24 protein-coding genes are annotated in these 22,189 nt (G+C 56.5%); 9 read left to right on the forward strand and 15 right to left on the reverse strand.

Annotated elements, in window-relative coordinates; genetic code table 11:
- Positions 1-9: 9 nt before the first annotated feature.
- On the forward strand, positions 10-213 hold the full coding sequence (locus B0B07_RS01610; protein ID WP_076756625.1) for a YlaI family protein: 204 nt from the start codon (positions 10-12) through the stop codon (positions 211-213).
- Positions 214-626: 413 nt separating this feature from the next.
- On the opposite strand, the gene B0B07_RS01615 is transcribed toward B0B07_RS01610, so the two are convergent.
- Positions 627-962 (reverse strand): YlaH-like family protein, encoded by a 336-nt coding sequence (locus tag B0B07_RS01615; RefSeq protein ID WP_327078151.1) that lies wholly within the window; start codon positions 960-962, stop codon positions 627-629.
- 24 nt (positions 963-986) lie between these two features.
- Complete coding sequence (gene typA, locus B0B07_RS01620) at positions 987-2,837, reverse strand: translational GTPase TypA (protein WP_076756626.1); 1,851 nt, start codon at positions 2,835-2,837, stop codon at positions 987-989.
- A 109-nt stretch (positions 2,838-2,946) separates the two neighbouring features.
- Between typA and B0B07_RS01625 the strand changes: the two genes are divergently transcribed.
- Complete coding sequence (locus B0B07_RS01625) at positions 2,947-3,132, forward strand: YlaF family protein (RefSeq protein WP_076756627.1); 186 nt, start codon at positions 2,947-2,949, stop codon at positions 3,130-3,132.
- Positions 3,133-3,198: 66 nt separating this feature from the next.
- Here the strand turns inward: B0B07_RS01625 and B0B07_RS01630 are convergent, their stop codons facing one another.
- Both B0B07_RS01630 and B0B07_RS01635 read right to left on the reverse strand, forming a co-directional pair.
- Positions 3,199-3,993 (reverse strand): inositol monophosphatase family protein, encoded by a 795-nt coding sequence (locus B0B07_RS01630; RefSeq protein WP_076756628.1) that lies wholly within the window; start codon positions 3,991-3,993, stop codon positions 3,199-3,201.
- A 124-nt stretch (positions 3,994-4,117) separates the two neighbouring features.
- Positions 4,118-4,321, reverse strand: a complete 204-nt coding sequence (locus B0B07_RS01635) for a hypothetical protein (RefSeq protein ID WP_076756629.1) — start codon at positions 4,319-4,321, stop codon at positions 4,118-4,120.
- Positions 4,322-4,467: 146 nt separating this feature from the next.
- Between B0B07_RS01635 and B0B07_RS01640 the strand changes: the two genes are divergently transcribed.
- Positions 4,468-5,097, forward strand: coding sequence for a YktB family protein (locus B0B07_RS01640; RefSeq protein ID WP_076756630.1), 630 nt, complete (start codon positions 4,468-4,470; stop codon positions 5,095-5,097).
- A gap of 15 nt (positions 5,098-5,112) precedes the next feature.
- Here the strand turns inward: B0B07_RS01640 and B0B07_RS01645 are convergent, their stop codons facing one another.
- Positions 5,113-5,391, reverse strand: coding sequence for a UPF0223 family protein (locus B0B07_RS01645; RefSeq protein WP_076756631.1), 279 nt, complete (start codon positions 5,389-5,391; stop codon positions 5,113-5,115).
- Between the two features lie 13 nt (positions 5,392-5,404).
- A complete protein-coding gene (locus B0B07_RS01650) occupies positions 5,405-6,373 on the reverse strand; it encodes an NAD(P)H-dependent flavin oxidoreductase (RefSeq protein ID WP_076756632.1) in 969 nt (322 codons plus the stop codon).
- Between the two features lie 134 nt (positions 6,374-6,507).
- Here B0B07_RS01650 and B0B07_RS01655 point away from each other — a divergent pair, with 134 nt between their 5' ends.
- A complete protein-coding gene (locus tag B0B07_RS01655; protein WP_076756633.1) occupies positions 6,508-7,980 on the forward strand; it encodes an aminotransferase class I/II-fold pyridoxal phosphate-dependent enzyme in 1,473 nt (490 codons plus the stop codon).
- Between the two features lie 212 nt (positions 7,981-8,192).
- Here the strand turns inward: B0B07_RS01655 and B0B07_RS01660 are convergent, their stop codons facing one another.
- The 6 genes from B0B07_RS01660 to B0B07_RS01685 all read right to left on the reverse strand — a co-directional run bounded on the left by B0B07_RS01660 (position 8,193) and on the right by B0B07_RS01685 (position 15,166).
- Positions 8,193-9,071 carry a polysaccharide deacetylase family protein gene (locus B0B07_RS01660; protein ID WP_076756634.1) on the reverse strand — a complete coding sequence of 293 codons (879 nt, stop codon included), beginning with the start codon at positions 9,069-9,071 and terminating at the stop codon, positions 8,193-8,195.
- Between the two features lie 207 nt (positions 9,072-9,278).
- Entirely contained in the window at positions 9,279-10,688 is a 1,410-nt protein-coding gene (lpdA, locus tag B0B07_RS01665; protein ID WP_076756635.1) for a dihydrolipoyl dehydrogenase, read from the reverse strand.
- A 4-nt stretch (positions 10,689-10,692) separates the two neighbouring features.
- Positions 10,693-12,033, reverse strand: a complete 1,341-nt coding sequence (locus tag B0B07_RS01670) for a dihydrolipoamide acetyltransferase family protein (protein ID WP_076756636.1) — start codon at positions 12,031-12,033, stop codon at positions 10,693-10,695.
- Positions 12,034-12,061: 28 nt separating this feature from the next.
- Positions 12,062-13,039: an alpha-ketoacid dehydrogenase subunit beta gene (locus tag B0B07_RS01675; RefSeq protein WP_076756637.1), complete on the reverse strand. Its 978-nt coding sequence runs from the start codon at positions 13,037-13,039 to the stop codon at positions 12,062-12,064.
- A 3-nt stretch (positions 13,040-13,042) separates the two neighbouring features.
- Positions 13,043-14,158 carry a pyruvate dehydrogenase (acetyl-transferring) E1 component subunit alpha gene (pdhA, locus tag B0B07_RS01680; RefSeq protein ID WP_076756638.1) on the reverse strand — a complete coding sequence of 372 codons (1,116 nt, stop codon included), beginning with the start codon at positions 14,156-14,158 and terminating at the stop codon, positions 13,043-13,045.
- A gap of 363 nt (positions 14,159-14,521) precedes the next feature.
- A complete protein-coding gene (locus B0B07_RS01685) occupies positions 14,522-15,166 on the reverse strand; it encodes a YkyA family protein (RefSeq protein WP_076756639.1) in 645 nt (214 codons plus the stop codon).
- A gap of 149 nt (positions 15,167-15,315) precedes the next feature.
- Between B0B07_RS01685 and def the strand changes: the two genes are divergently transcribed.
- A complete protein-coding gene (gene def / locus B0B07_RS01690) occupies positions 15,316-15,876 on the forward strand; it encodes a peptide deformylase (protein WP_076756640.1) in 561 nt (186 codons plus the stop codon).
- A 53-nt stretch (positions 15,877-15,929) separates the two neighbouring features.
- On the opposite strand, the gene B0B07_RS01695 is transcribed toward def, so the two are convergent.
- Entirely contained in the window at positions 15,930-16,700 is a 771-nt protein-coding gene (locus B0B07_RS01695) for a Cof-type HAD-IIB family hydrolase (RefSeq protein WP_076756641.1), read from the reverse strand.
- Between the two features lie 259 nt (positions 16,701-16,959).
- Here B0B07_RS01695 and B0B07_RS01700 point away from each other — a divergent pair, with 259 nt between their 5' ends.
- Both B0B07_RS01700 and rnjA read left to right on the forward strand, forming a co-directional pair.
- A complete protein-coding gene (locus B0B07_RS01700) occupies positions 16,960-17,169 on the forward strand; it encodes a DNA-dependent RNA polymerase subunit epsilon (RefSeq protein ID WP_076756642.1) in 210 nt (69 codons plus the stop codon).
- A 5-nt stretch (positions 17,170-17,174) separates the two neighbouring features.
- Positions 17,175-18,845 (forward strand): ribonuclease J1, encoded by a 1,671-nt coding sequence (gene rnjA / locus B0B07_RS01705; protein ID WP_076756643.1) that lies wholly within the window; start codon positions 17,175-17,177, stop codon positions 18,843-18,845.
- 122 nt (positions 18,846-18,967) lie between these two features.
- Here rnjA and B0B07_RS01710 read toward each other — a convergent pair whose 3' ends face one another.
- Both B0B07_RS01710 and B0B07_RS01715 read right to left on the reverse strand, forming a co-directional pair.
- A complete protein-coding gene (locus tag B0B07_RS01710) occupies positions 18,968-19,627 on the reverse strand; it encodes a potassium channel family protein (RefSeq protein WP_076756644.1) in 660 nt (219 codons plus the stop codon).
- An 88-nt stretch (positions 19,628-19,715) separates the two neighbouring features.
- Positions 19,716-19,997, reverse strand: a complete 282-nt coding sequence (locus B0B07_RS01715; protein ID WP_076756645.1) for a hypothetical protein — start codon at positions 19,995-19,997, stop codon at positions 19,716-19,718.
- Positions 19,998-20,065: 68 nt separating this feature from the next.
- Between B0B07_RS01715 and B0B07_RS01720 the strand changes: the two genes are divergently transcribed.
- Together B0B07_RS01720 and B0B07_RS01725 are read left to right on the forward strand one after the other, a co-directional pair.
- The gene (locus tag B0B07_RS01720) at positions 20,066-21,520 is read left to right on the forward strand and encodes a magnesium transporter CorA family protein (RefSeq protein ID WP_076757460.1); all 1,455 of its coding nucleotides are present in this window, start codon (positions 20,066-20,068) and stop codon (positions 21,518-21,520) included.
- Between the two features lie 119 nt (positions 21,521-21,639).
- Positions 21,640-22,182: a helix-turn-helix domain-containing protein gene (locus tag B0B07_RS01725; RefSeq protein WP_076756646.1), complete on the forward strand. Its 543-nt coding sequence runs from the start codon at positions 21,640-21,642 to the stop codon at positions 22,180-22,182.
- Positions 22,183-22,189 lie beyond the last annotated feature (7 nt).

The following is a 22,189-nucleotide window of genomic DNA, read 5'->3' on the forward strand; positions in this document are numbered from 1 at the left end:
GGCGCCGCCATGCTAGTGAAGTGTGTTCTCTGCGACCGCGAAGGCGAACTGCCGGATGATTGCCCGGAGGCCAAACAGCTGAGGAACCGTCCGATCCATACGTATATGTGCCCGGAATGCCATGAACGCATCTCGGCACGGACCGCACAGCGGATGGCGACCGGGAAATTCCGGTTCCGCAGGACATCCGCCAGCACGGAAGAGCGATTTTGATCCGTCCCTCCGTCACGGCTCCATCCAAAAAGCTGCGCCCGTAAGGCCGCGGGAAAAACATCAAGAGCCGGCACTGCTTTTCCAGGGTGCCGGCTCTTTTTATTTCTCAGTGGGCGCACGCAGATGGGGGATCCCGCGGTTGTATCTGACTGGGGACGACACCGGGATGCAGGTTCGAAAAACGGCCGAGCGGGTGCAAAATAGACTTAAGCGGGGTCAGAAATTGTTGGGGCCGGAGAAGCGGGTTTGAAAAGCGGCGAAGCGGGTCCGAAATGGTGCGAAGCGGGTCCGAAATGGTGCCAAGCGGGTGCGGACCCCCTGTCCGCAGCGGAATCTCATCCGGTCCCGCTTTAAGGTGCCGCCCGGGCCTGCGGAACACAACTTCGGTCCCTGCAAAAAGAAAAATCCACGTCTCATGCGGACGTGGATTTTCCCTGTTCGTGTTTGCGGTCGGAGATTCTCCGGACCTTATAGATGATGAGGATGAGCGCCGCCACAATCAGGCCTTCGACGATCGGAAGGAAAAATGCCAGGAAGGTGAGGACCAGGCAGCCGACAAACAGAAATGCATAGATGACGGCATTCTGCCAGAACTTCAGCTTCTTCGCAAATCCGAGGTGATAAACGAAGGCGGACAGGGCGAACACGACCAGCAGCAGGACATAGCCCGCTGAATCGGTCGTGGGCATCCCTTCATAAATTGCACGGGCGATGGGCGACATCGCCTCGTACACTTTCGAATCTTTCAAGACGGATCTTCCTTTCGGATGCGATTACGCCTCGGATTCAGCCATTTTCTTTTTCTTGGCGCTCCGCTCCCGTTCGTTCTTGTCGAGGAGCTTTTTGCGCAGGCGGATCGATTCCGGCGTGACTTCGCAATATTCGTCGTCATTGAGATATTCCAGTGCTTCCTCAAGAGACATGATGCGCGGTTTCTTCATCGATGCGGTCTGATCCTTCGTTGCGGAACGGACGTTCGTCTGCTGCTTCATTTTCGTAACATTGACGGTGAGGTCATTTTCCCGGCTGTGCTCGCCGACGATCATACCGGCATACACTTCGGTTCCCGCCTCGACAAAGATGGTGCCGCGGTCTTCCACCTGCATTATACCATAGGTGGTCGCCGTGCCGTTATCCATCGAGACGAGGACGCCCTGCCGGCGGCCGCCTACGCGGCCTTTCGACATCGGCTGGTAGGAGTCGAACGTATGGTTCAGGATCCCGTAGCCGTGGGTCATCGTCATGAACTCGGTCGTATAGCCGATGAGTCCGCGTGCCGGCACGTTGAAGACGAGCCGGACCTGGCCGTTGCCGTTGTTGACCATGTCGAGCATTTCGCCCTTCCGCTCGCCGAGGGATTCGATGACGGAGCCCGTGTACTGCTCAGGCGTGTCGATCTGGACCCGTTCGATCGGTTCGCACCGGACACCGTCGATGTCACGGACAATGACTTCCGGCTTGGAAACCTGGAGCTCGAAGCCTTCACGGCGCATGTTCTCGATCAGGATCGAGAGGTGGAGCTCACCGCGGCCGGAGACGATCCAGGCGTCCGGAGAGTCTGTCGGATCCACACGGAGGGAAACGTCCGTCTGGAGTTGCTGTTCGAGACGCTCCTCGACTTTTCGGGCAGTGATCCATTTCCCTTCGCGTCCCGCGAACGGGCTGTTGTTGACGAGGAACGTCATCTGGAGCGTCGGCTCGTCCACGTGGAGCACCGGAAGAGCTTCCGGATGATCGACCGGGCAGACCGTTTCGCCGACATCGATGTCTTCGAACCCGGAAACGGCAACGAGGTCGCCCGCGAAGGCTTCCTGGATCTCCACACGCTTCAGGCCGAGGAATCCGGACATTTTCGTGATCCGGAAATTCTTCTGCGTGCCGTCGTTCTTCATGAGCACGACCTGCTGGCCGACGTGCATGCTGCCGCGGAAAACCCGGCCGATGCCGATCCGGCCGACGTAGTCGCTGTAGTCAAGAAGGGAAACCTGGAACTGAAGCGGCTCGTCGCGGTTGTCGACCGGTGCCGGGATATGTTCCAGAACGGATTCGAACAGCACCTGCATGTTCTCTTCCTGGTCTGCCGGATCCGGGGAGAGGCTCGCCGTCCCGTTGATGCCGGAAGTATAGATGATCGGGAATTCAAGCTGTTCGTCGTTTGCATCGAGTTCGATGAAGAGTTCGAGAACTTCATCGACGACTTCCGCCGGACGTGCGGCGTCCTTGTCGATTTTGTTCACGACAACGATCGGCTTGAGATTCTGCTCAAGCGCTTTTTTCAGTACGAAGCGGGTCTGCGGCATGCAGCCTTCATAAGAGTCGACAACGAGGAGCACACCGTCGACCATCTTGAGGATCCGTTCGACTTCCCCGCCGAAATCGGCGTGTCCGGGCGTGTCCAGGATGTTGATCTTCACGTCCTGGTACTGGACGGCTGTATTTTTTGCGAGGATCGTGATGCCCCGCTCCCGCTCGATGTCATTGGAGTCCATGGCACGCTCATCGACATGTTCATTGGACCGGAAGATGCCGGATTGTTTCAAAAGCTGGTCGACCAATGTCGTTTTCCCGTGGTCAACGTGTGCAATAATGGCGATGTTGCGTATATCTTGACGAAGCGTTGTCATATTTTCACTCACTTTTCTGTTGCCGGATTTATAACTGTGTTATTATAACACATGATGGCCGTTTGTCATCTTTTAAATACGGCAATGTCCGTTTTCCGGAGGGTAGGCCATGAATAAAGTCAAATGGGTTTTTGTCCTTTACGCCCTTGCCGCACTGGCATCGATGATCGCCATCGGCTTTGCGATCGGTGCGAAAAGCATCCTCGGCTTCATCGGGGCCATCGTGCTTCTGTTCGCCGTCATGGGCTTCGGCTTCAAGACGAAAAAAGCGATGCGCGAGAAGGGACTATTATAAGATCGGCAGCTCGCAAAAAAGAGCGGCGCACGGACCGGCTGAGAGGTCCGCTGCGCTCGCTCTTTTTCATTCTTTCAATCTGACATAATCGCCGAGGATCGTCTCATGCAGTCCCGGCCGGGCAGCGATGAACGTCCCTTTCGTCAGCATGTCGTGCTCCTCTCCCCGGAGGTCCGTCGTCACTGCCCCGACTTCGCCGACGATGACGGAGCCGCCGGCAATGTCCCACGGTGCAAGCCTCATGGAAAGATAGGCATCCAGGCGGCCGGCAGCCACATGGGCAAGCTCGATCGCCGCCGATCCGTACGAACGGGTGCCGCGGCAGTCTTGCACGAGCCGGATGACCGGCTCATGGTCGACATAACGGTTCGGGCACACCCAGCTGGCGTTCACGCCGATGACCGCCTCGGCTAGCGGCGTGGGCTCCAGCTGCGGAAGCCGCTCGTCATTCCGATATGCCCCGCCGCCGCGGACCGCGTGATAAAAATCGTCGGCCATCACATCATAGATGTATCCGAGCATCCCGATGCCGTCTGCGTAGACGCCGAGGGAAATCGCGAAATTCCGTTTCTGATGGACGAAATTCATCGTCCCGTCAATCGGGTCGAGAATCCAGATGACCCCGTCGTTTGTCTCCACCTTGTCACCGAAGCCTTCTTCTCCGAGAATCCGGTGATCAGGGAAGTCCCTGCGGATCCTTGAAATGAAAAATTGCTCAATGTCCCTGTCGATGTCGGTCACCAGGTCGTTGGCGTCATCTTTCGTGTCGATGTGTATCTCACGGGCAAACGACACGCGGATCCTGTGTCCCGCCTCCTTGATCAGTGACTTGGAATACCGGTCAATCATTCCCCAGTCCACTTGGCTCCCCCTTCCGGCACGTTCTCCGATCACACGCGCATCATTGTCGATTATACCGAAAGGGGATCCGCTTCATCCAATCAAACACTCGGATGAATCCGGATCCCCCCGCTCACTGACTGATTCAATTTGCAGCAAATGCATCGTATTTCTCCAGCTCGGTGTGGATCTCCTTTAGACGTTTTTTGCTCTTTTCCTGCTGTTCCGAATCCGACTGGCTCATCGCATCATAGAGGGTCGCGAGTTCATAGTCCAGTTCAAGCGTCAGCATATTCACGTACTGCTTTTCAACGTCTGCCTTGCGGATTACGTGGATGACTTGTTTCATGGTGTATGCACCCTTTCACGGAATTTTCGGTCACCTCACTGTAATCTATGCAGCCGCTTTCGGGTCCGGCTGGTGAGATGCCCTGTTGCAAAGATTGTTCCCCGTTTTTTGCTACAATAAACGTGTAGAAGGAAAGGAGTGGACCCATGAACGGAATGAAATGGGATGAAAAAGACTTCGAGGTATTTTCCATAGAAGGCCTGGAACCGCGGATGGAAGCGCTGATTTCTACGGTCCGTCCGAAGCTGGAAGCACTCGGCGGCCATTTTGAACATTACTTCTCCTCGGTGCTCGGCGAAGAGTTCCATCCCCACGTGGCCAGGCATGCAAGGAGGAAGGTGAATCCGCCGAAGGACACCTGGGTCGCTTGGTCGACGAGCAGCCGCGGCTACAAGTCGCTGCCGCATTTCCAGATCGGCCTGTTCGGCTCCAAAGTGTTCGTCATCCTGGCCCTCGTCTATGAATTGCCGGGGAAAGAGATGATGGCGGACCGGCTGCTGGAAGATACGGAGCTGTTTGACAGCCTGCCTGGGCAGTTCATCGTTTCGGGCGACCACATGTCCCCGGAAGCTTCTCCGGTCCATGAGGACGGCGGGGATGAAGTCATCCGGCTGCTGGAGCGGCTCAAGACCGTGAAAAAAGGGGAATTCCTCGTGGGCAGGCACATCCCCCGTGAAGAAGCGGTGCGAATGAGCGAAAAAGAATTCCTTGCTTTGGCGGAAGATACGTTCGACCGGCTGTTGCCGGTCTACCGGTCACTCACCGGACGGAAATGAAAGGAGCGGCGGGCATCATGCCCCCGCTCCTTTTATGATCCGGTCATCCGGAGCGTCCTTCAGCTGCCGGATGACCGGCCAGGGCGCATAGCCGCTGACTTCTTCGAATTCGTTGAAAATCCGTTTTTCTCCTGCCTTCGACGGTTCTATTTCCTTGAATCTCCGGTAGGCGTCCATCAGTTCGTCCCGCCTGATTCCTTTTTCGTACGCTTTCTCGACAGACTCAAAGAATTTCACCGCGCCGATGATCTCTTCGGTCGTCCAGTCTGGTTCGAGCGGATAAGAATATTCCACTTTGACCGCCTCCTCAATTTGTGCCCGGGCACCATCTTGTGCGGATTCCCTCCGCTTCTTCCACCATTCGCCCGATCAGGCCTTCCACGCTCGGTACGTCTTCGATGAGGCCGGCCACCTGCCCGGCCCAGCCGTATCCGCGGGCCGTGTCGCCGTCATGGATATAGCGCCGGTTCGCCTCGCCGCTGATCAGGTCCTTGAGCGCCTCGTAGGTCGGGGTCTCCTCCTCGGTCCGGAGGATTTTGTCGGTCCATTCATTGGACAGTGCCCGTGCAGGGGTTCCGATCCGGCGCTTGATGACGGCCGTTCCCGTTTCTTTTGCCTCAAGCAGGGCGTTTTTATACACGTCCGAAGCATGGACGCATTCCTTGGTGGCGATGAACCGGGTGCCCATCTCGATTCCTTCCGCGCCGAGCGCCAGTGCGGCCATCCATCCGCGGCCGTCGCCGATGCCCCCGGAGGCGATGACCGGGATGTTCACGCTGTCGGCAACTCTCGGGATAAGCACCATCGTGCCGACATCGTCCCTTCCCAGGTGCCCGCCCCCCTCCTGGCCGACGACCATGACCGCGTCCGCTCCGAGACTTTCCGCTTTTTGGGCCTGGCGGACTGCCGCCACGAGCACGAGCTTTCTGATGCCTGTCCCGGCGAGCCGTTCAAGTATGGGCGCCGGGTTCCCGCCCGTCATCGTGACGACGGGGACGTTCTCCTCGACCGCCACTTCGAGCATGTGCTCGTATGGCCTGCCGTGCTGGCCGATGGCGTAGTTGACACCGAACGGCTTGTCCGTCATCCGCCTGACTTTCCGGATCTCCTCCCTGAGCTCATCCGGCCCAGGCAGGCTCATTGCCGTAATCTGGCCGAGGCCCCCCGCCTCCGAGACGGCCGCCGCGAGATCCGAGTAGGCCAGATATGCCAGTCCCCCCTGGACAATCGGATACCGAATCCCGAGCAGTCCGGACACCCTTGTGTTCCAATCCATGAACATTCCCCCTTTCCCCCATCATATCGCACTCGCCGCGGAAGTTGAACCGCCGTGCAATTTGTCGATGACAACGGGTTCGGGCGGTGCTATAATTCCCCTTGAATCTCGCATCACCATGAGGAGGCAGACGATTGTCCCAGCACGACACTCCGTTATTTCAAGCGTTGTTAAAACATCGGGACCGGAACCCGGTCCAGTTTCATATACCCGGGCACAAAAAAGGCCGGGGCATGGATCCCGCTTTCCGTGAGTTTGCGGGAGACAACATCCTGTCGATTGACATGATCAACATCTCGCCCCTCGACGACCTGCATGCCCCGAAAGGCCCCATCCAGGAGGCCCAGGCATTGGCCGCCGAGGCTTTCGGCGCCGATTACACCTTCTTTTCCGTGCAGGGGACGAGCGGGGCGATCATGACGATGATCCTGAGCGTCTGCGAGCCGGGCGACAAGATCATCGTGCCGCGGAATGTCCATAAATCCATCATGTCCGCCATTGTCTTCGCCGGAGCGATTCCTGTGTTCATCCATCCGGAAGTGGATCCGGATCTTGGGATCTCCCACGGAATTTCTGCAGAAGCTGCAGAAAAGGCGCTCGCCGCCCATCCGGATGCAAAAGGCCTCCTCGTCATCAATCCGACCTACTACGGGGTATGCGCGGACCTGGAACGGATCGTGGAAATCACCCATTCATACGGCGTGCCCGTACTGGTCGATGAAGCGCACGGCGTCCATATCCATTTCCATGACCGGCTCCCGGTTTCCGCGATGGCGGCCGGCGCGGATCTGGCCGCCACCTCCGTCCACAAGCTCGGCGGGGCCATGACGCAGGGCTCGGTCCTCAATCTGAAAGAAGGCCTCGTCAGCCGCAAGCGCGTCCAGTCGATCTTCTCCATGCTGACGACGACTTCCACTTCCTATCCGATCCTCGCCTCCATCGACTGTGCACGCAGGCAGCTTGCGGTGGACGGCCGGGAACTGCTCGACGGAACGATCCGGCTCGCCCGCGACACCCGGAAGCGCATCAACAAGATTCCGGGGCTCTGGTGTCCCGGTCAGGAACTGATCCACAGCTCGGCTTCACATGATACCGATCCGACGAAGCTGCTCATCAGCGTCAAGGATCTGTCCATCACGGGCAGCCAGGCGGAAGTATGGCTGAGGGAACAGGCGAACATCGAAGTGGAGCTGTCCGACCTGTATAACATCCTCTGCCTCCTGACGATCGGCGACACATCCCGTGAGACAAATCTGCTGATCAATGCATTGAAGCGGCTGGCCGGGACCTTTGCCCCGGACGGAACCGAACATCCTCCGTTCGTCACACTGCCGGAGATCCCCGCACTCGCCCTTTCTCCGAGGGATGCCTTTTACGCGCATACGGAACCTGTCCCGCTGGAAGAGGCGGAAGGACGGATCTCGGCAGAGTTCATCATGGTGTATCCGCCGGGCATTCCGATTGTCATCCCGGGGGAAATCATCACCCGTGACAACATCGACTATATCCGGATGAACATGAAGGCGGGCCTCCCTGTCCAGGGACCCGAGGACGACACGATCGGATCGCTTCTCGTCATCCGTGAACAGATGCCGTTCCTTTCCTGATCGAAGACCCGGATAGCCGCCGGCAAATAGATTTTCACAAAAAGCAAAAAGCAAGGACGATGGCCGATTTCCTGCAGGCCGCCGTCCTTGCTTTTTTGCTGTGCTTCCATTTATTCCGTGCCTGCCGGTCCGCTCTTTTTCCGTGCAGGTCCCGGCACGGGAGCCTGCATTGAAAATGCAGCCCTCTCCCCAATCAGAAACTTGCCCCGTCCTCACTTTTCCGGCAGTTTGATCGTCGCCGGATCGATCAGCGTGTAGCCTTTGTCCCGCAGGCCGTCGATGATCTGCGGCAGGGCTGCGGCTGTCCACTCACGGTCATGCATGAGGAGATTCGCCCCATTGTTCAGATATTCGGTGTTCACCATGATGTCTGCCAGCGCCTGGGCATCCATGTATTGCTTTTCCCAGTCGTACCCGTATGTCCAGTTCATGATGAGCATGCCTTCCTCTTCTGCAAGCTGCCGGCTGAAGTCCGTGTTCGAGCCGAACGGGGCACGGAAGAACCGCGGCTTTTCGCCGATGACCGATTCGACGATTTCATTGACGCCCAGAATCTCTTCACGCTGCTGTTCTTCGGTCAGCCCCTTCAGATCCGCATGGGTCATCGTATGGTTTCCTATCGGAAAGCCCATGTCATGGATTTCCTTCAGCATTTCCTTCCCGGCATCCGTGTCCAGGAAATGCCCGTTGACGAAGAAGATCGCGGGTGCATCTTTCTCGGAAAGCGTCTTCGCCAATTCAAGTGCATGCTTGTCCGGTGCATCGTCAAACGTCAGGAGCGCCGCCTTCGGTTCGGCATCGCCGATCGGCGAGAATGCCCATGTCGCTTCATTCAGTTCATAGAGCGGGCCGGCCGGCTCTGTCTCCTCCTCCTCCGGAGCGGCTTCCTCCTCATCGGCGTCTGTCCCGGCTTCGTTTCCTTCCGGGTCCCCGGTTTCCCCGTCTTCTGTTCCGGTCTCCGTCTGACCGCCGGCCGGGATGGTCTCCCCTTCGTCAGAGTCTCCGGAATCTCCGGCCTTGCCCTCGCCGCAGGCTCCAAGGAGCAGCACCGCGGCGAATGCTATGTACGCCATCCATTTCAGCTTTCTCATCTAGACCACCTCTCCCTTCGAATTTCCAGTCTATCATGCTAGAACCCGCTCCCGCAATTCACCCGGGATGCCGTGAAGCGGCGGATTCTTCTGTTCTTCGCATGTCCCTTACTCGTCCATCCTCCGGTACCCGACCTCCGGAGAAAAAGAAAAAGGGCTGCCCGTCTGGCCGGATCGGCTTTCGGGCAGCCCTTTGATGGACCGAGATTATTTCAGGATGTGGATCGGCGATCCGAGGACGACTTCCGCCGCTTCCATCGAGATTTCACCGAGTGTCGGGTGGGCATGGATCGTCATGGCGATGTCTTCCACCGTCATCCCTGCCTCGATGGCTAGGCCGAGTTCCGCGATCATGTCGGATGCGCCGGTACCGACGATCTGTGCTCCGAGAAGGAGACCGTCTTCCTTGCGTGCGACAAGCTTCACGAAGCCGTCGGTTGCATCAAGCGCAAGCGCACGGCCGTTTGCGCCGAACGGGAATTTGCCCGCCGTCACTTCGTAGCCTTCGTCTTTCGCCTGCTGCTCGTTCAGACCGACCACTGCAAGTTCCGGATCTGTGAAGCAGACAGCCGGGATTGCCATGTAGTCGACTTCGGCTTTTTCGCCGGCAATCGCTTCAGCGGCGATCTTGCCTTCGTAGGAAGCCTTGTGTGCAAGCTGTGGACCTGCAACGATGTCGCCGATGGCGAAGATGCTCGGCACGCTTGTGCGGCCCTGGCGGTCGACTTCGATCAGACCTCTTTCGCCCATCTTCACGCCTGCTTCTTCGAGGCCCATTTCATCGGTGTTCGGACGGCGTCCGACCGTCACGAGCACGTAATCGGCTTCGATCTTCTTCTCTTCTCCGCCGGCTTCGTATGTGACCGTTACGCCGTTGTCCGTTTCTTCGGCGCCTTTTGCCATGGCGCCCGTCACGATTTCAACGCCTTTTTTCTTGAGGCCTTTTTTGACGATCTGCGTCATTTGCTTTTCGAATCCGGCAAGGATGTCTTTCGCGCCTTCGAGGATCGTCACTTCGGAACCGAGGTTGGCATATGCAGAGCCAAGCTCCGTGCCGATGTAGCCGCCGCCGATGACGACCAGCTTGCCCGGCACCTCTTCGAGGGAAAGCGCACCGGTCGAATCGATGACCCGCTTGGAGAATTTGAAGGACGGAATTTCAACCGGGCGGGATCCGGTTGCCAGGATCACGTTGTTGAATTTATAAGTCTGGGCGGATTTATCATCCATAACCCGTACCGTATGGGCATCGACAAAATAAGCCTCGCCCTTCACGATTTCTACCTTGTTGCCTTTCAGGAGGCCTTCGACACCGCCGGTCAGTTTCTTGACGACGTTGTTTTTGAATTCCTGGGCTTTGGAGAAGTCGATTTTCGCTTCGGAAGTCGTGATGCCCATATCGTCGGAGCCTTTTGCTTCAACGAAGCGGTGGCCGACGGAGATGAGGGCTTTCGACGGGATGCAGCCGACGTTCAGACAAACGCCGCCAAGGCTTCCTCTTTCCACGATCGTCACTTTCTGGCCCATCTGCGCGGCACGGATGGCCGCTACATATCCTCCCGGGCCCGAACCGATGACGAGCGTATCCGTTTCAATTGGAAAATCACCTACTACCATTGTTTTACGCCTCCATTAGTAAAAGTTCCGGATTTGCGAGCAGCTTCTTGATATGGTTCAGCGCCTGCTGTGCCGTGACGCCGTCGATCATCCGGTGATCATAGCTCAATGACAATGCTAACATAGGAGCGGCCTGGATTTCACCATTTTTGACGACAGGTTTCTCCGCAATCCGACCGATTCCGAGGATCGCCACTTCCGGATGGTTGATGACCGGAGTGAACCACTGTCCGTTTGCCGAACCGAGATTCGAGATGGAGATGGAGCCGCCCTTCATTTCATTCGGGGCAAGCTTGCCGTCGCGGGCCTTTGCGGCCAGCTGGTTGATCTCGTCAGACACGGCAAACACCGATTTGCGGTCTGCGTGCTTGATGACCGGGACGAGAAGCCCGCGGTCCGTGTCCGCTGCGATACCGATGTTGTAGTAATGCTTCTGGATGACCTCTTCTGTGTTGTCGTCATACGATACATTAAGCTGCGGATATTTCCGGAGCGTGGAAACGAGCGCCTTGACGACATATGGAAGGTAGGTCAGCTTGATGCCTTCTTCTGCCGCAATTTCCTTGAACTTGCGGCGGTGTTCGACCAGTGCCGTGACATCCACTTCGTCCAGGTGCGTGACGTGGGGTGCCGTATGTTTGGAATTGACCATCGCCTTCGCGATCGCCTTGCGGATCGGGGAGATCTTCTCCCGGGTTTCCGGGAAATCCCCTTCCGGTGCGGCCTGCGCAGCAGCCGGCTGCTGTTTTTGTGCCTCTTGTTGAGGGGTTGCCGTTTGTGCTTCCTGTGCCGGCGCTTCCGCCTGCTGCTTCTGTCCGCCGTTCACGAACGCATCGATGTCTTCTTTCAGGACACGGCCGTTTTTGCCGCTTCCCTGCACTTCCTGGATGGCCACGTTGTTCTCACGGGCATATTTGCGCACGGACGGCATGGCGATGACCCGGCGGCCGTCCGCTTCTTTCCCGGCGGACTGGGCCGGAGCGGAAGGGACGCCTTCTTCCTTCTTGCCTTTCGGCGCCTCGTCCTTTTCCACATCCTGTCCGGATTCCAGCGTCGACTGAACCTGGGATTCAGTTTCTTCTGTTCCGGAATCTTCGTCCTCGTGGTCCGGGGAGTCGATCCGGATGATCACATCACCGACGACCGCAACTTCCCCTTCCTGGACGAGGACTTCCAGAACCGTACCGCCGACTGGAGACGGAATTTCAACGACAGCCTTGTCGTTCTGGATTTCGCAGAGCGTGTCGTCTTCCTGGAGCGTGTCTCCCTTTCCGACGAACCACTTTACGATTTCTCCTTCATGGATCCCTTCACCGATGTCCGGCAACCGAAATTCATAAGCCACGCCTCTCACCCTTCCTTTCTATTCATTATCAAAATTCAAGAACTTGCTTGGCAGTTTCCGCGATGTCGTTTGCATCCGGCAGCCATGTATTTTCGCCTTGCGCATATGGATAGATCGTGTCCGGCGCCGTCACGCGGAGGACAGGTGCCTCCAGGCTGAGGATGGCGCGCTCCGTGATCTCTGCAACGACCGTTGCCGCCACACCCGCCTGGCGCTGGGCTTCCTGGACGACGATCGCACGGTTCGTCTTTTCGACTGAAGCGATGATCGTGTCGATGTCCAGCGGCTGGACGGTGCGGAGGTCGACCACTTCCACGGAATGGCCTTCCTTCTCGAGCGCTTCCGCCGCTTTCAGGCTTTCGCGGACCATTGCGCCGTATGCGAAGATGGACAGGTCCGTGCCTTCACGCTTTACGCCGGCCTTTCCGAGCGGAATGGTGTACTCTTCTTCAGGCACTTCTTCACGGAACGAACGGTATAGTTTCATGTGCTCGAGATAGATGACCGGATCCTCGTCGCGGATCGCGGAAATGAGCAGGCCTTTCGCATCGTATGGTCCGGACGGGATGACCACTTTCAGTCCCGGCTGCTGGGCCATGAGCCCTTCCAGGCTGTCAGCGTGCATTTCAGGTGTTGCGACCCCGCCGCCGAACGGTGAACGGATCGTCACCGGTGCATGAAAATGGCCGGCAGTACGGAAGCTCAGCCGTGCCAGCTGACCGCTGATGGAATCCATCACTTCATAGACGAAACCGAAGAACTGGATTTCCGGAACCGGACGGAACCCTTGCATGGCAAGGCCGACCGTCAGGCCGCCGATCCCCGATTCCGCAAGCGGCGTGTCGAATACGCGGTCTTCGCCGAACTCTTTCTGGAGGCCTTCCGTGGCGCGGAAGACGCCGCCGTTGACCCCGACGTCCTCACCAAAGACGAGGACATTCTCATCATTTTTGAGCTCAGTACGGAGGGCATCCGTAATGGCCTGGATCATCGTCATTTGTGCCATCGGTTACTTCGACTCCTTCTCTGTATAAATGTCGAGTTGTTCTTGGATGTTTTGCGGCGTTTCGCCCTTGTACATGATCTTCAGGAAGTCGCTCACTTTCTGCTTCGGAGCGGCGTCCGCCTTTTTGATCGCAGCCTTGATCTCTTCCTTGGCGCGCTCGATTACTTCGTTTTCCTTTTCTTCGTTCCAGAGGCCCTTCGCTTCCAAGTATTTGCGGAAACGGATGAGCGGATCCCGCTTTTCCCATTCGGAATCAGTGTCGGATGTACGGTAACGGGTCGGATCATCGCCGGCCATCGTATGCGGACCGTAGCGGTAGGTCATCGTCTCGATGAGCGTCGGACCGCCGCCGTTGAGCGCGCGTTCGCGTGCCTGCTTCGTCACTGCGTACACCGCAAGGGGATCCATGCCGTCAACGAGTACGCTCGGGATTCCGGCAGCCACGCCCTTCTGTGCAAGCGTCTTCGCGGAAGTCTGCAGCTCGCGCGGAGTCGAGATGGCGTACTGGTTGTTCTGGATGAAGAAAATTGCAGGAACATTATAGGCCCCGGCAAAGTTGATCCCTTCATAGAAATCTCCCTGCGAGGTTCCTCCGTCTCCCGTGTATGTGACTGCAACAGACTTCGCGCCGCGCTTCTGCATGCCGAGCGCCACGCCTGTTGCCTGGATGTATTGGGCACCGATGATGATCTGCGGCATGAAGATATTCACACCGTCAGGGATATCGCTTCCCTGGAAATGGCCGCGGGACCAGAGGAATGCAAGGTCAAGCGGCAGGCCGTGCCAGATGATCTGCGGCACGTCCCGGTAGCCCGGAAGGATGAAATCATCTTTTTCAAGCGCGAAATGCGATGCAAGCTGGGACGCTTCCTGGCCAGCGGTCGGTGCGTAGAAGCCGAGGCGGCCCTGGCGGTTTAGGGAGATCGAGCGCTGGTCAAGGATCCGGGTCCAGACCATGCGGGTCATGAGTTCGGTCAGCTCCTCATCCGACAAGCCGGGGTCCATCTCTTTGTTGACGATTTCCCCCTCTTCGTTCAGAATCTGTAACATTTCAAATTTGTCTTCGATCTCACGGAGCGTCTGTTCCGGATCGAATCGGTTCGACTTATTGGCAGCCATGTCTGCAACTCTCCTTTTCTGTATTATCAGGAACGGTCATGCAGGTAGTACAACTTCTCACCTGTGAATTATACAAGAACGGAAAAGTCCGGTCAATGCAACGATTTGAAAGCGCTTTTAGTATTAGTACACCCTCTGCTGTATCGCAAACTGTATTAATACATGAGCTTCAATTGTACCAGCGATTCATATTCATTCCTTCTCCACCTTTCCTCTTTCCCCTTTGCCCATGCGCGGAAACCAGTACGGCCTGTCCGGAGCGAGCCCGCTTCCGGCATCTCTGCCAGTTCGCCGGAATCTGCGCAGGGACACTCCGGCAAAAGAAAAAAGGAACGCCTGAGCGTTCCTTCGTCGTCATTCTGTTCATTTTGAGTCGTTCGCATCCAAGACGTCAAAAGCCTTTGCCTTCAATTCATTCAACCGCTCCGTCGCCTGGTTGAATTCACTCAGCGCAGCGCGGACCTCCGAATGTTTTGCATTCACCTGATCGGCCTGTTCCTGGATCTCTTTGAAATCCGCCTTCTCATCCGTCAGCATTCCGTACAGCTTTTTCTGAAGATCCGCCGCTTCCCTGTAAAGTGACGAGTAGTCGTTCTGTGCGGCATAGCGGCTCTCCATAGCTTCCTTCAGCTCACCGACGGCCTTCTCCGCGTTTTTGTCGTCCGTCTTCACATCGTCGAGACCCGACAGCTTTTTCTCTGCATTGGCGACGGATTCATCTCCCTGATCCAGCAGGGAAAGCCGCTTGCCGACGGATTCATCCGCTTCCTTGACCATCGCGGAAAGTTTTTCGGAATCCTCTTTTGAAAGTTCCATCATCGATTTGAACAGGTCGAACTCCTTCTTCTCCAGGCCCGCCATGTCTTCCTGCGCCTCCAGGAACGGCTTTTCCTCGTCCTGGATGCCGGTCACCGCCCCGGCCAGCCGGTCCTGGGCGGATGACCCGAACGAACAGGCGGACAGGAGCAGTGCAGCAGCAAGTGCCGCTACGGCAATCTTCTGTTTCATCCTCTCAATCCTCCCGTTCTGCAATTCTACTTTTACTATATTAGGAGTGTCGGGTGTTTTCAATGAAATGGGGCATTTTTATTTCACGCATGCCCTTTCCATGTATATACTTGAAGTAAAGTCAAGATGCACGAAAGGAAGTCTGCACGATGATTACGATGGATCAGATTGTCAGGGAAGGCCATCCGGCGCTCCGCAAAAGAGCGGAAGAAATGACATTCCCTCTGACCGAAGAAGAAAAAGAAACCGCACGGCAAATGCTCGAGTTTCTGAAAAACAGCCAGAACCCCGAGCTGTCCGAAAAATACGGACTGCGGCCGGGTATCGGGCTTGCCGCGAACCAGATCGCCTTGCCGAAGCGAATGTTCGCCATCCACATCGTCGATGAAGGAAGCGAGCCGGTCAGTTTCGTCATCGTGAATCCGAAGATCGCCAGCCATTCCGGCGCCAGGTCATTTCTTCCCGGCGGCGAGGGATGCCTCTCCGTCGACCGCGAAGTGCCCGGTTTTGTGCCGAGGTACGCAAAAGTGACGGTCAAGGGATTCACCCCCGACGGTGAGCCGATCAAGCGACGGCTGAAAGGGCTGCCCGCCATCGCATTCCAGCATGAGCTCGACCACCTGAACGGCGTCTTGTTCTACGACCACATCGATCCCGACGATCCGTTCAGGGATTATCCGGATGCCCGCCCGGTCGGGGACGGCGAATAAACTTAAAAGGCAAGAGGACGCTGCCGCGCCTCTTGCCTTTTCTCGTTCTGCCTTCAGACGAGCCCGAGTTCATCCAGGATGCGGGCGATCCCGTCTTCCGAAACATCTCCGGCCACGTAGTCAGCGAGCTTCTTCACTTCTTCATGCCCGTTGCCCATTGCCACGCCGATGCCCGCCGCTTTCAGCATCTCCCGGTCATTCAGCCCGTCCCCGAATGCGACGGCGTCTTCCATTGTCAGTCCCTCCCGCTCAAGGATGAACTCCATACCGGCGGCTTTCGATCCCCCTGACGGAAGGATATCGCAGCACATCCGCTGCCAACGGACGAACTCCATTCCGGGCAGCGCTTCCCGGTAATCCTCTTCCTCCTCTTCACCGCAGAACAGAAGCACCTGGTTCACCGGATGATTCTTGTAAAAATCCTCGTCCACTCTCGGGTAGCGGAGCTTCAGCGTGTCGAGGCTTTCCCGGACATGCGGGTGCCCTTCGCCGGAAGCGACCATCTCTTTTTCATCCATGTACACGAGCGGATGCCCCTTCCGGTCGGCCATCTCCTTCACCCGGCTGAGCAGTTCCGGCGAATGGACGCCGCTGTGCACCCTCTCGCCCCGGTGCACGACATACTGTCCGTTGAAGCAGACATATGTATCAATCCCGAGCGCCTCCAACACCGGCTGTACCATGAACGGGGCCCTCCCGGTTGCAATCGCGATCAGATGCCCATTTTCCCGGGCCGCTAAAATCGCCTTTTTTGCCGAGGCCGGCAGCCTTTTTTCGTGGTCGTAGAGCGTTCCATCAATATCGAAGAATAAAATTTTACCCATGCGGATCTCCTCCTTTTAAATATAAAAAACTACTTGACAGAACATTCGATCTTGCATATAATGAGGACAAGGAGTGATTGCCATGCTTAAACGCCTGAAGCGCAGATGGTTGGAACGGCTCAATGGCATCCTCGGCAAAAAGTCCATTGCATGATGACTCGCCCCCGCTCATCCCGGGGGCTTTTCTTTATTTCAGGGGACCTGCATGCTATTATAGAGGATATGGCAAGTATTTGAACGTGATAAAGGAGAGCAGAAGATGATCTACAAAGTATTTTACCAAGAAAACATGCATGAAGTACCGGTCCGCGAAAACACAAAATCCATGTATGTCGAGGCGGAAAGCGAACGCCAGGTCCGCGCGGGTCTGAAGGAACGCGGCATCAACATCGAATACATCCAACTGCTGGAAGACGGGCATCTCGAGTATGAGAAGAAGTCCGAAAACTTCCAAATCGAGCAGGTGTGAGCCGGATGAAGTCGGTTAAAAATGATCAGACAGCCGTTTTCGCGCTCGGCGGACTGGGCGAAATCGGCAAGAACACGTACGGAGTCCAGTTCCAGGACGAAATCATCCTGATTGACGCGGGAATCATGTTCCCCGAAGATGATCTCCTCGGAATTGACTACGTCATTCCGGACTACACGTACATCGAGCGGAACGCCGACAAGATCAAAGGGCTGTTCATCACACACGGCCACGAGGATCACATCGGCGGGATCCCCTACCTTCTGAAAAAAGTGAACATCCCCGTGTACGGCGGCAAGCTTGCGCTCGGCCTCCTGCGCAACAAACTTGAAGAACACGGCCTGCTGCGCCGGACGAAGCTCATCGAGATCAAAGAAGAAGATGTCATTAAATTCCGCAAGACGTCGGTCAGCTTCTTCCGGACGACCCACAGCATCCCGGACGCGTTCGGCATCGTTGTGAAGACACCTCCGGGCAACATCGTCCATACTGGAGATTTCAAGTTTGACTTCACGCCTGTCGGAGAGCCGGCCAACCTGGCCAAGATGGCCCAGATCGGCGAGGAGGGCGTCCTTTGCCTCCTGTCCGACAGCACCAATGCGGAAGTGCCGGATTTCACGATGTCCGAAAAGAAAGTCGGCGAAAGCATCGACGAGATCTTCCGCAAAGTGGATGGCCGAATCATCTTCGCCACTTTTGCATCGAACATCTACCGGCTCCAGCAGGCGGTGACCGCCGCCATCGCACACGGACGGAAGATCGCCGTGTTCGGACGGAGCATGGACAACGCCATCACGATCGGCCGGGAACTCGGCTATATCGATGCGCCGAAGGAAATGTTCGTCGATACCCAGACCCTCAATCGCCTGCCGGCGAATGAAGTCATGATCCTGTGCACGGGCAGCCAGGGCGAGCCGATGGCTGCGCTTTCCCGGATTGCAAACGGAACCCACCGTCAGATCCAGATCCAGCCGGGCGATACCGTGATCTTTTCTTCTTCCCCGATCCCGGGCAACATCGCGAGCGTCAACCGGACGATCAATCTGCTGTTCCGTGCAGGTGCGGAAGTCATCCACGGTTCTCTCAACAACATCCATACGTCCGGACACGGATCCCAACAGGAACAGAAACTCATGCTCCGCCTCATCAAGCCGAAATTCTTCATGCCGATCCACGGTGAGTACCGGATGCTGAAGATGCACAAATCCCTTGCAGTCCAATGCGACGTCCCCGAAGAAAACGTCTTCATCATGGAAAACGGCGACGTGCTTGCGCTCGGTTCCGATGAAGCACGCCTTGCCGGCCGGGTCCCGTCCGGCGATGTCTATATCGACGGCAGCGGAATCGGTGATATCGGCAACGTCGTCCTGCGCGACCGCCGTGTGCTTTCGGAGGACGGTCTTGTCATCGTCGTCGTGACGCTGAACAAGGCCAAGGGCAAGATTGTCTCGGGGCCGGACCTCATTTCCCGCGGCTTCGTCTACATGCGGGAATCCGGCGCCATGATCAACGAGGCACAGTCGATGCTGAACCGCCGGCTCCGCCAGTCTGTCGGGTCGTCGAAGGAACCGGATCCGGATGCCCTGAAGAGCCAGATCACGGACATCCTCGGCCCATACCTGTTCGACAAGACAAAGCGCCGGCCGATGATCCTGCCGGTCGTCATGGAAGTCTGAATATGAAGCCAGGCCGCATCCTCCCGGGGATGCGGCTTTTTTCTCTAGGTTCGACGGAAGCCGGTCCATTCAGGGTATATGAAAAAGCCGCATGCGGACTGCATGCGGCCTGGCTTGTTCGATTAGTGGAGTGCTTTCTTTTCAAATCTCAGGATGTCCCCGTCGGATCCGATGATGATCAGGATATCCCCCAGCCGGATCTCTTCGTCGGCCATCGGGGAGACGATGACTTCCGCATCCCGCTTGATCGCCACAATGTTGATGCCGTATCTCGCCCGGATATCCAGATCCAGGATGGTGTGCCCGGCCAGTATCTCATTCGCCTTGATCTCCATGATCGAGTGCTCGTCGGATAATTCCAGATAATCGAGGATGTTATTGGACATCATATTATTGGCGATCCGGATCCCCATGTCCCGTTCGGGGTGGACGACCTGGTCGGCACCGATCTTCTGCAGGACTTTCGCATGATAATCGTTTTGTGCCTTGACTGTGATCTTCTCGACACCGAGCTCCTTCAGGATGAGCGTCGTCAGGATGCTCGACTGGATATGTTCGCCGATGGCGACGATGACATGCTCGAAATTCCGGATGCCGAGCGAGACAAGCGCCTGCTCGTCTGTCGTGTCGGCGGCGACCGCCTGCGTGGCGATCGCTGCATATTCATCGACCCGTTCGGGATCACGGTCTATGGCCAGCACATCCGCCCCCTGATGGATCAGTTCACGGACAATGCTGCCTCCGAAACGGCCGAGGCCGATGACAACGAATTCTTTTTTCATTTGCCGGTCCCCCGTCTGTCAGAAGTGTCTTCCCTGCCATGCCAGGTGTTTACCGGCACGCCTGAAGGGAAAATGCTCAATAGATGACTCAGCCCCGGTTCACGGGCCTTTTCGGACGGGCGGAACAGAACTGGCAAGATGGATCATTGCATGCGTCTTCGCGCCACTCATTGCACTCGGCACAATAGGCCGCATCGTAGGTCGCATCATAGGACAGAGGTTCCAGGCAGACTTCGCAGTAATCATCGAGCTCCTCGTAAGGGATGATCCGGTCTTTTGTCATCAGGAAAATCCCTTCGACGACCGGGGAGACGTTGCTCCTGCCTTTTCTGCCGCCGGGATCGAGGAAGAAGTTATTTTTGCGTTCCAATGGCCGCCCCTCCTTTTTCCATTAGTGTACCACATTCGAACAAAACAACAATGAATCGCGGTGAATTTATGAAACCGATCGACGAACCGGATGATTTTACGGTGGTGGAAGCCCATCTGGCGTTTGTCCTTCCATTTGCCTATCAGAAAAAAAATCTGTCCCGTGTGACCGCCTCGCTCGAGCGGGACGGATACCGATTCTTCTCGCTCGATGATCGAGACTCCATGTCAGGGATCTATCCCGAAGGCGTGAAAGTCATGCGGGAGGAGCTTGACCAGTATTTCCTGCCTTATGTGGAGCAGAAGCTGTTCCCCGAATCGGCGCACGATTACGGATTCAAGCGCTTTTCAAAACCGGTCGGCGAGGAGTTCGTCCTGGAGGTGAAGGACCGGTCGTATCCATTCAGGATCATCAGTGTCGACATCGTCCTTGCTCCGTTCGGCATCGCCTTTATGACGACGCGCGTGGAGCTCCTGACCGGTCCGCTTCCCCTTTCTTCCGTCCTGGACTTTAATCAACACTTCCGGGCTGCGGAGAACAAGCTCAAGGAGGAAAAAGGGACGGCCATCCGCTGTCCGGACGGCAAGGGCTACGAGAACATCCACGACTTCCTGCTGGGGCGCCAGGCTGTCGCGATCAAGCCGTACGTGATCCACGACGAGCGGCTGACGGGCTATTTCGGCAGCCTGCCCTACTTCGAGGATGAGCGGATGTACGTCCATGCGTTTTACTTTACCGAGCCGGACGCCGATGTTGCGGACGAACAGCTGTTCAGGGTCGGCCGGGTGGACGGCCTGGACTCGAAGGGGAAACGGTTTATTTCCACGACAAACGGCCGCTACGTGGAGGAGTATCTGGACAAATATCTTCATGATCGCTGGGCACCGGGTTATTACCTGCTGACGACGGACTATTCATTCGCCGCCGTTTCGACCAAACCGCGCGAAGAGATGGAACGGCCGCTCGCCCACTTCATGAGCACCCATTATTACAACTTCCTTATCCACTATTTTTACCGGATCATGCTGCTGCGGGTGTCCTTCGAGTACAGCCGGCTGAAATGGGACAAAGACGAAGAATATTTGAAGCGGCTCATCCAGCTCATCACGATCTTCTCCTCCTGGTACTACTTCGAACATATCAGCGCACGCCAGGAAGGACGGGAGCTCGGAAAGAAGTTCCGTGAAGCGTTCAACATCGAAGTGCTCTACCGGGAAGTCAAGGACACGCTCGACGAGCTTTACCGTGTACAGGAAAACTCAGCGACTTCCCGGATGAACCTGCTCCTCTTCTTCCTCACCGTGTTCACGGTGATCTCGGGAATCTACGGGATGAACCTCGTAATCGACGATTGGAAAGATGATATCAGCTGGAAAGAAATTGAATCATACGGGTTTTTCGAATGGATCTCCCTGCTGACGGCCGTCATCGGCATCAGCATGTCGATCTACCTATTCATCACTACGCTCGGCCGCACGCTTTGGCGTAAGCTCCGGATGAGGTGGGACGATATGGATCTTTGACAAAAGCGGCCTCATTTCGGGCCGTTTTTTGTTTGCAAACCTCCTCCGTTTTTGTATAATAAGACGTGTTTTATTAAACTTTTAGTTTGATAATAGTAAACTATACGGGAGGCATCCCGATGCAAATCGGAAAAAAGATCAAACGGCTCCGGCTTAAAAAGGGGCTCACGCAGGAAGAGCTCGGCGAGCGCACGGACTTGAGCAAAGGTTATATTTCCCAGCTTGAACGGGATCTCACTTCTCCGTCGATCGAAACACTCTTCTCCCTTCTGGAAGTGCTCGGCTCTTCACCGAAGGAGTTCTTCGACGATAGCGGGGACAGCCGAAAGGTTGTGTTCAGCAAGGAAGAACATACACTGAACACCGACCCGGATCGGGGGTTCACCGTCCGTTGGCTCGTTTCCGAGTCCAATGAAAATCTGATGGAACCGGTCCTCCTCACATTCGAGGCGGGCGGGAAATTCAAGGAATTTGAGCCGTCCCTGTCCGAGACGTTCATCTACGTACTCAAGGGGAAGATCCGGATCGAACTCGGAAAAGACATGTTCGATGCCGGTGAGGGCGACGCGGTGTACTACGAAGCATCGGACGTCCACCGGGTATTCAATGCCGGAGACACAGAGGCGGAATGCCTTCTCGTGGCGACTGAATCCTATCTATAAATGAAAC

The organism is Edaphobacillus lindanitolerans, from assembly GCF_900156305.1.
Lineage (GTDB): Bacteria > Bacillota > Bacilli > Bacillales_A > Planococcaceae > Bhargavaea > Bhargavaea lindanitolerans.